We start from the raw sequence: 8,020 nt of genomic DNA on the forward strand, positions 1-8,020 counted from the left end.
CCGAGAAACCGGCCTTTTCCACGAACCTGTCGACCACGCCGGAGGCCTGCAGGGCGAAGACCGACACCGCGGCGCTTTGCGGCCGCGCGGGCGGGGCGAAGTCCGGAATGCCCGAGGGGCGCGGCTGGCGGGGCGGCATCGGCAGGGTCAGGCGGAAGAACCTGGCCGTGAGCGGGGCGAAACCGTAGCTCTTGACCGCCGCGTCGGCCGGCCCGCTGAGCGTCGCGCCGACCCGCCAGGTCTTGCCGTCGTCGCTGACCAGCACCTGGGGCTTGGCGTCGCCGCCGCTGGCGCCCAGCCCGGCCTCGCCGAGCAGCAGGCCGCGCACCGTCTGCGGCCTGGCGTACTCCACCTGGATCCATGGCGGCGAGCCGTCGGCCGCGCCGACGATGGACACCGACCGGGCGAGGTCGCCGCCGTCCAGCCGCTCCAGCTCCGTCCGGCCGCCACTGGTGGTGATCTTCCCGGGCGCGCCGCCGGCCTGCTCCGAGGGCGGCGCACGATAGGCCACCACCAGGGCGTCGGCGTAGAAGCTGGCCGGCTTGCCGGTGTCGGCGGTGATGCCGAGGGCGTCCGGGGCGAGCGCGGTCTGGAAGGGGCCCGTGGTGATCGGCGGATGGGCCAGGATCCCGCGGAAGGGGCGGCCGCCCTCCACCGGCGTCTCGCTCCAGACGTACTTCTTCATCGCCTGGGCCGGCGTGACCCAGGGGCCGCCCGTCTCGCTCCAGCCGGGAGAGGCGGCGGTGGTGAGCTCCATACCCAGCCGGTCGACCGTGCTGGCCGCCAGGCGGATGTCGGCCTGCCAGTTCGGATCGCCGACCACCACGCGCGGGGTGATGAACCGGTAGTTGGCCAAAGGGCCGCCGGCGTCGAAATAGTGCGCGCCGCCGATGCCGACGCGGTTCATCCACTCCAGGTCGGCTTTGATCCCCTCGGGCGTGACGTTGCCGTTCATCCAGTGCCACCAGGCCCGCGGCTTGGCGACGTTCGGCGGCGAGCGGAACCCGGCCTCCAGGGCGTCCGGCGCGGCGGGCGCTGTCTGGGTCAAACCGGACGCCGGGACGAGCACGGCGGCGGCGGCGGCGCAGAGCGCCAGCCGGAATGGGAGCGATGACGCCACGCTTTAAGCCTCCACCGATGAGATCTGGGCCGCGCCGCGCCAGCCGTAGTAGGCGACGAGGACGAAACTGGCGGCCGGCAGCAGGAAGGCCGCGGGCGTGCCGTAGGCCTCGGCGATCCGGCCCATCGGATAGGGCAGCAGCACGCCGCCGCCGATGGCCATCACCATCATCGACGCGCCGCGCTTGGTGGCCGGCCCCAGGCCCGCCACGCCGAGGGTGAAGATCGTGGCGAACATCGTCGACATGAAGAAGAAGACCGCGATCAGGGCCACAGCCGACACCTTCTCGATTCCCGCGGCGACCACCAGGCACAGCGCCAGGTTGGCGAGGCCGTAGACCGTGAGGATGCTGCGCGGCGCGAACCGCAGCAGCAGCCCTGTGGTGGCGAACCGCCCGATCAGATAGCCGGCGGTGGCGATGGAGAGCAGAAACGCGCCCTGGCGCGAGGTCAGCCCCGGCCAGGTCTCGGTCACCAGGTTGATGAAGAAGGCCCCGATCCCGACCTGGGCGCCGATGTAGAGCGCCTGGGTCACCACCCCGAGCGTGAAGTGCGGCCGGCTCCACAGCGGCGCATCGCCCGCCGGGGCGTCCGGCCGCTGCGCCTCATGGATCTCCGGCAGGCGCGCACGGGACACGGCGAAGGCGAACAGCAGCACGGCCGCTGCGATGACCAGGTAGGTGAGCTGCACCGCCGATTGGCCGCCTGGCGCGGCGCCGGGGGTCTCGAAGAACAGCGCCCCGCCGATCAGGGGGCCAAAGAACACGCCCAGCGCATTGAACGACTGGGCCAGATTCAGCCGCCGCGAGGCGTGCTCGGGCGGGCCGAGCGCGTTCACATAGGTGTCCGCCGCTGTCTCCAGGACGCAGAGACCGGCGGCCATGACGAACATCGAGCCGACGAAGAGGGTGAAGCTCTCGGCCCGCGCCGAAGGCACGAACAGCAGGGCGCCGATGGCCGTGACCACCAGCCCGGACACGATGCCCGCCTTGTAGCCCCGGGCCTGCAGCAGCAGCCCGGCCGGAACGCTCATCACCAGGTAGGCGCCGAAATAGGCGATCTGCAGCCAGGTCGACTGCGCCTTGCCGACCTGCAGCGTCTCCTGGAAGTGCTTGTTGAGGACGTCGAGCAGTCCATAGGCCAGGCCCCAGACCACGAAACAGGCGATGGCGAACGCCAGCGGCCCACGCAGCGATCCCGAGGGAAACGCCACGCCGGGCGGCGCGGCGTCGGTCTCGATGGCCATGGTGTTCCTTCCCTCGGCGTCTTCAGGCGCCCGTTTCCGGCAATCTGCCGATGATCTGTTCTGAACGCAAATGGTTCATTTCGATCAGACCGCTGACGCCGATTCGCGCGCCAGGCCGGCCCGCCAGCGGGCGCGGTAGTCGTCCAGGGAGGACTCCAGCGGGCGCACCGGCACGAGCGGCGACGGCGGCGGGCGGTCGGGATCGACGAGCCGCAGCGCGCCATAGGCCACGTCATCCTCGGCGTCGCAGACATAGACCTGCTGGCTCGGGCGCAGCCTCGCCAGCGCGCGGATAAAGGCCGTCGAGGCGGCGAAGCGGCCTTCGACCAGCAGGCGATCGCGCGAGCCGATCAGGTCCAGCGACGCATCCGCCATCAGGGCCAGGTAGAGCGCCAGCGCCGCCCGGCGGTCGGCGGTGTCCGCGGGCTCCCCGCTCCAGCCGCCTCGATGGCTCGGGAACGGTCCCACGCCCGGCGCGAAGCTCGGATGGATCTGGACGCCCGCCGCGACCAGCCCCGGGAGGCGATCGATCAGCGCCGCTTCGTCGGCGGGGCCGTCCGCGCCGGCGGCGATCAGCTCAGCTTCCCGCCCGCCCATGAAGCGCGCGGACGGGACCGGCTGGCCTTCCACGTCGACGTTCACCAGGCAGTCGCGCCCCTCGTCCAGCAGAATGGGCGTCGAGCGCGCCGCGGGGTCGGGCGAGCGCATGGCCACGAACCAGGTGCCGGTGGACAGCACCGTCGCGTCGCCGGCCGCGATCTCGGCATGACCGCGGGCGCCCAGCAGCGCGGCGTTGCTGTCGTGCAGGCCGCAGAACACCGCGCAGTCGGCGGGCAGGCCGGTCCGCTCGGCCCATTCCGGCGCGATCGGCCCCAACGCCTCGTCCGCCCGGCGCAGAGGGCCCAGGCGCTGCCACCAGCCGCGCCCGGTCGCGAGCCGGGTCGCCGAGCGCTCGTAGGGCCGCCACAGGTCACTGTGGCAACCCAGGCTGCTGGCCTCGCTGGCAGCCACGCCGCTCAGCCGCCAGGCCCAATACTGCGGCCAGGGCAGGATCGCGAGGTCGTCGGGCCAGGGGCCGGTCAGGGCCTCGAGGCGATGCAGCTGCAGCCCGAGGTTCAGTCCCTGCGGCAGGTAGGGCGAGCCGGTGGCGGCGAAGGGATCGCGCTGGCGTCCATAGGCGGCGCGCTCGGCCTCGCCCGCCTCGTCCTCATAGTCCATGGGCGGCGCGAACAGCGCGCCGCGATGCACCGGGGCCGCGGCAGCGCCATGCGCCACCGGCACGATGGCCCGGATCCGGGCGAGCCCTGCGAATTCGCGTAGGGTGTGGGCGAGCCAGGCTTCGATCCCATCCGCGTCGAGGGCGCGGTAGCCTGGGCCCTCCGCCGGCCGGTTCGCGCGGACACGGCGCAACAGGCCGCCGCCCGGCGCGTCCCAAAGCGTAAGCTTGGCGTTCGTCTTGCCCACGTCGAGCACCACCACGCCGCCTGATCCCACGCTCTTCCTCCGATCTATTTTGACGCCTTTTTATCGAAGTTGATTGATCGCAGCTAGTGAGGAGGCTAGGTTTCGCATCATGCCGGAGACCACCGCCCGAACGTCCACCGTGCCTCAGGCCGCGCTGCAGTTCCAGGCTCCCGCCTCGCGCTGGTCGGACGCCGAAGCCGCGACGCTCGGCCCGGCGCAGCTGCTGCTCTACCGATCCAACCTGCTCGGGTCGGACCTGACGGTGACCAATTTCGGCGGCGGCAACACCTCGGCGAAGCTCACCGAGACCGATCCCTTGACGGGGGAGCCGACGGCCGTGCTCTGGGTGAAGGGCTCCGGCGGCGACCTTGGGTCGATGGCGCTCGACGGCTTCTCGACGCTCTACCTCGACAAGTTGCTGGGCCTGGAGCGGCTCTACCGCGGCGTCGCGTTCGAAGACGAGATGGTGGGCTACCTGCCGCACTGCACCTTCGACCTGAACCCGCGCGCGGCCTCCATCGACACGCCGCTGCACGCCTACCTGCCGTTCGCGCATGTGGATCACGTGCATCCGGACGCGGTCATCGCGCTCGCCGCCTCGTCGGGGGGCGAAGCGGCGACGCAGGAAATCTATGGCGGGACTGTCGGTTGGCTGGCCTGGAAGCGGCCCGGCTTCGACCTCGGCCTGCGCCTGCGCGACTACGTTTCGAGCCGCCCCGGCCTGCGGGGGGTGATGCTCGCCGGCCACGGGATCATCTGCTGGGGCGACGACGCCAAGGGCTGCTACGAGAACACCATCGACCTCGTCGCCCGCGCCGCGCGCCACCTCAACGAGCGGCTGGCGGGGCGTCCGGCGTTTGGCGGGCCCGTCGTGGAGCCCCTCGACGCCGCTGCCCGCGCCGCCGGCGCCGCGCGGCTGATGCCCCGCCTGCGCGGGATGATGGGCGGCGAACGGCCCAAGCTCGGCCATTTCAGCGACGACCCCGAGACCCTGGAGTTCGTGAACAGCCGCGAGGTCGGGCGGCTGGCCGCCATCGGCACCTCCTGTCCGGACCACTTCCTGCGGACCAAGATCGCCCCGCTGCTGCTCGATCCGGCCCGGCTCGAGGACGCTGACCTGGAGGCCGCCCTGGATCGGTACCGCCAGGACTACGCCGCCTATTACCGACGCCACGCCGGCCCCGCCGACCCGAAGATGCGCGACGCCAATCCGGTGGTGATCCTGCTGCCGGACGTCGGCCGCTTCAGCTTCGCGGCCGACAAGACCACGGCGCGGCTGGCCGGCGAGTTCTACGGCAATGCGATCAATGTGATGCGCGGCGCCGAGGCGATCGGCGCCTACGCGGGCCTGCCGGAGTCCGAAGCCTTCGCCATCGAGTACTGGGCCCTGGAAGAGGCCAAGCTGCAGCGGGCGCCGAAACCGCGGCCGCTGGCGGGCAAGGTCGCCCTGGTGACCGGCGCGGCCGGCGGCATCGGCGGCGCGGTCGCCGCGCGGCTGCTGGCCGACGGCGCCTGCGTGATGCTCACCGACCTGGACGCCGAGGGGCTGGAGGAGGACCGTCAGCGCCTGGCCGCCCGGTTCGGCGCCGACCTGGTGCGGGCCGCGGTCTGCGACGTCACCAAGGAAGCGGAGATCCAGGCGGCGTTCGAGGCGGTGGCGCGCGAGTTCGGCGGGCTGGACATCCTGGTGGCCAACGCCGGCCTGGCCTCCTCGGCGCCGCTGGAAGAGACCACCGTGGAGCTCTGGCGCAAGAACTACGACGTGCTGGCCGAGGGCTACTTCCTGACCAGCCGCGCGGCCTTCCCGCTGATGCGGCGACAAAAGAACGGCGCGATCGTCTTCATCGGCTCGAAGAACGCGCTGGCCGCCACCCCCAACGCCTCGGCCTATGCCTCGGCCAAGGCCGCCGCCCTGCACCTGGCGCGCTGCCTGGCGCTGGAAGGGGCCGAGCACGGCATCCGGGTCAATGTGGTCAATCCCGACGCGGTGATCCGCGGCTCGCGCATCTGGGACGGCGAGTGGCGCCAGGAACGGGCCAACGCCTATGGGATCGACGCCGGCGACGAGCTGGAAGAATTCTATCGCCAACGCTCGCTCCTGAAGCGCACCGTGCTTCCGGAGGACATCGCCGAGGCGGTCTATTTCCTGGCTTCGGACGCCGCATCGAAGTCGACGGGCAACATCCTCAACGTGGACGCCGGCAACGCCCAGGCGTTCACCCGCTAGAAGGTGAGACGGCGATGAACGGCCCTCCCCTCTCCGCCGACCAGATCGGGAGCCACAACGACAGGCGTCTCGACGCGCTGCGCGACGAGTACGACAGCCTGGGCCGCGCGCTCGACCGGCGCGGCGTCGACATCGAGGCGGTGAAGGCGCGCGTCGCCGGCTTCTCCATCGCCCTGCCGAGCTGGGGCAGCGGCCGCGGCGGCACCCGCTTCGCCAAGTTCCCGATCCCCGGCGAGCCCACCGACATCCACGAGAAGCTGGAGGACTGCGCCGTCGTCCAGCAGCTCAGCCGCGCCACGCCGCGCGTCTCGCCGCACTTCCCGTGGGACAAGGTCGAGGACTACGCCGCCCTTCGGCAGGAGGCGGCCGCGCTCGGCCTCGCGTTCGACGCGGTGAACTCCAACACCTTCCAGGACCAGCCCGGCCAGGCGCATTCCTATCGAAGCGGCAGCCTGGCGGCGACCGACCCGGCGGTGCGCGCCCAGGCCGTGGCCCACAACATCGAATGCATCGAGATCGGGCGACAGCTCGGCTCGCGGGCGATCACCGTCTGGGTCGGCGACGGCGCCAACTTCCCCGGCCAGCAGGACTTCGCCGCCGCGCTCGACCGCTACCTGGAGAGCGCCGCCGAGATCTACGCCGCCCTGCCCGACGGCTGGCGCATGCTGCTCGAGCACAAGCTGTACGAGCCGGCCTTCTACGCCACGGTGATCTCCGACTGGGGGAGCAGCATCCTGGCCGCCCAGCAGCTCGGGCCCAAGGCGCAGTGCCTGGTCGACCTCGGCCACCATGCGCCGAACGTCAACATCGAGCAGATCGTGGCGCGGCTGCACCGCTTCGGGAAGCTGGGCGGCTTCCACTTCAACGATTCCAAGTACGGCGACGACGACCTCGACTCTGGCGCCATCAACCCACACCAGCTGTTCCTGGTGTTCAACGAACTGATCGAGGCCGAAGCCCGCCCGCGCGACGGCTTCGACCCGGCCTACATGATCGACCAGTCGCACAACGTCACCGACCCGATCGAGAGCATGCTCTCCTCCGCCGAGGCCATCGCCGGCGCCTTCGCCAAGGCGGCGATCGTGGACCGCAACGCGCTGCACGCCGCCCAGGACTCCAACGACGTGATGATGGCCTTCCAGGCCCTGCGCGGCGCCTACCGCACGGACGTCACGCCGATCGTGGAGATGGCGCGGATCGAGGCCGGCGGCGCGGCGGATCCGATCGCGCTCTATCGCGCCATGGGCTGGCGCGAACGCAAGGCGCAGGAGCGCAAGCCCGTCGGCCTGGGCGCCGGCATCGTCTGATCGGAAACGACGCGAGTTGGTTGCGGACCGCTCAGAAGTCGTGGAGATACGCCCGATGAGCCGCCGGAACGCCCATGCACGCCGCTGAACGCGAGCAGCTGATCCTGCAGATGCTCGAGGAGCGCGGCTTCATCGGCTTCCAGGAGCTGGACCGCCGCCTCGACGCCTCCCCGGCCACCCTGCGGCGCGACCTCGACCGGCTGGCCGGGGCTGGCCAGCTGGTGCGGGTGCGCGGCGGGGCGCGGCTGAGTTCCGCCCGCGCCGAGCGGCAGCATCTTTCCGGCGTGCCGCTGCAGGAGAACCTGGCGCGGCACGCCCGCGAAAAGGAGGCCATCGGCCGGGCCGCGGCGGCGCTTTGCAGCCCCGGCGAGGCGGTGATCATCGACGGCGGCTCGACGACGCTGCGCATGTGCCCGCACCTGGAAGAGCTGGGCCTGCAGGTGCTGACCAACTCGCTGCCGATCGTCAGCGCCCTGCTGCCGCAGCCCAACACCCGCATCTCGATCCCCGGCGGCGCCCTCTTCCGCGAGCAGAACATCATCCTCAGCGCCTTCGACGAGGACGGCACGAGCCGCTATCGGGCCTCGAAGATGTTCCTGGGCGCCGCGGCGGTCGGCCGCCATGGGGTGATGCAGACCGACACCCTGCTGATCCAGG

At 71.6% G+C, this 8,020-nt stretch carries 6 protein-coding genes; 3 read left to right on the plus strand and 3 right to left on the minus strand.

Translation table 11 applies throughout. The features are described 5' to 3' along the window. The 3 genes from JWP28_RS07435 to JWP28_RS07445 form a co-directional block, all read right to left on the minus strand. On the minus strand, positions 1–1,120 hold a 1,120-nt coding region (locus tag JWP28_RS07435), incomplete at its 3' end, for a glycosyl hydrolase (protein WP_299541639.1). A 3-nt stretch (positions 1,121–1,123) separates the two neighbouring features. Next, positions 1,124–2,365, minus strand: coding sequence for an MFS transporter (locus tag JWP28_RS07440; protein WP_299541641.1), 1,242 nt, complete (start codon positions 2,363–2,365; stop codon positions 1,124–1,126). Between the two features lie 84 nt (positions 2,366–2,449). Further along, positions 2,450–3,859, minus strand: coding sequence for a carbohydrate kinase (locus tag JWP28_RS07445; protein ID WP_299541643.1), 1,410 nt, complete (start codon positions 3,857–3,859; stop codon positions 2,450–2,452). Positions 3,860–3,938: 79 nt separating this feature from the next. Here JWP28_RS07445 and JWP28_RS07450 point away from each other — a divergent pair, with 79 nt between their 5' ends. The 3 genes from JWP28_RS07450 to JWP28_RS07460 all read left to right on the plus strand — a co-directional run. Beyond that, on the plus strand, positions 3,939–6,056 hold the full coding sequence (locus JWP28_RS07450; protein ID WP_299541645.1) for a bifunctional rhamnulose-1-phosphate aldolase/short-chain dehydrogenase: 2,118 nt from the start codon (positions 3,939–3,941) through the stop codon (positions 6,054–6,056). Between the two features lie 14 nt (positions 6,057–6,070). Further along, on the plus strand, positions 6,071–7,363 hold the full coding sequence (gene rhaI, locus JWP28_RS07455) for an L-rhamnose catabolism isomerase (protein ID WP_299541647.1): 1,293 nt from the start codon (positions 6,071–6,073) through the stop codon (positions 7,361–7,363). Between the two features lie 74 nt (positions 7,364–7,437). Next, on the plus strand, positions 7,438–8,020 hold a 583-nt coding region (locus JWP28_RS07460; RefSeq protein WP_299541649.1), incomplete at its 3' end, for a DeoR/GlpR family DNA-binding transcription regulator.

This window comes from Phenylobacterium sp. (genome assembly GCF_028290885.1).
Classification (GTDB): domain Bacteria; phylum Pseudomonadota; class Alphaproteobacteria; order Caulobacterales; family Caulobacteraceae; genus Phenylobacterium.